This is a genomic window from Streptomyces sp. NRRL WC-3742 (assembly GCF_000720635.1).
Classification (GTDB): domain Bacteria; phylum Actinomycetota; class Actinomycetes; order Streptomycetales; family Streptomycetaceae; genus Kitasatospora.
The window spans coordinates 1-972 of the sequence record NZ_JOCF01000174.1 but is presented as its reverse complement, the minus strand read 5'-3'; the positions used below and the strand labels follow the sequence as shown (position 1 = coordinate 972).

General features: G+C 69.2%; 1 protein-coding gene. It reads right to left on the bottom strand.

All coding sequences use genetic code 11. The features are described from left to right. A partial coding sequence (locus IH61_RS0139905; RefSeq protein WP_063763364.1) for an acyl-CoA dehydrogenase family protein occupies positions 1 to 972 on the bottom strand: 972 nt, incomplete at both ends.

Sequence of the window (972 nt, the reverse complement as noted above, 5' to 3'; positions counted from 1 at the left end):
CACCGCGTCCGTGGTGATCTCCATCGCCGCGTCCGACGCGTAGCACTTGGCCGCCGCACCGAAGAACGTCAGGTCACCGTCACCGCGCTGGGACCTCGCGGCGGCGGCGTAGGTGAGCTGGCGGGCCGCCTCCAGCTTCATCGCCATGTCCGCCAGCATGAACTGCACGCCCTGGAACTCCGCGATGGCGTAGTCCAGCGCGCCCTGCGCGATACCCACCGCCTGCGCGGCGATCGTCACCCGCGTGTGGTCCAGCGTCTTCATCGCCGTGGCGAAGCCCGTGCCCTCCGCACCGATCATCCGGTCCGCCGGGATACGCACGTTGTCGAAGTACACCTCACGCGTCGGCGAGCCCTTGATGCCCAGCTTCCTCTCCGGCGCGCCGAAGGACACGCCCTCGTCGCCCTTCTCCACCACGAACGCCGAGATGCCCTTCGAGCGCAGCTCCGGGTCCGTGACCGCCATGACGGTGTAGAACTCCGAGACCCCGGCGTTGGTGATCCAGCGCTTCACACCGTTCAGCACCCAGAAGTCGCCGTCGCGCACCGCACGCGTCCTCATCCCCGCCGCGTCCGAACCCGCCTCCGGCTCCGACAGGCAGTACGAGAACATCCCCTCGCCCCGGGCCAGCGCCCCCAGGTACTTCGCCTTCAGCTCCTGCGAGCCCGACAGCTGCACCGGCAGCGAACCCAGCTTGTTCACCGCCGGGATCAGCGAGGACGACGCGCACACCCGCGCGACCTCCTCGATCACGATCACCGTCGCCAGCGCGTCCGCCCCCGCACCACCGAACTCCTCCGGCACGTGCACCGCATGCAGGTCACTGCCCTGCAACGCGTCCAGCGCCTCCTGCGGGAACCGCCCCTGCTCGTCCACCTCCGCCGCGAACGGAGCGATCTTCGCCTCGGCCAGCGAACGCACCGCCTCACGGAGCATCTCGTGCTCCTCGGAGATACGGAAGAGATCGAAGTC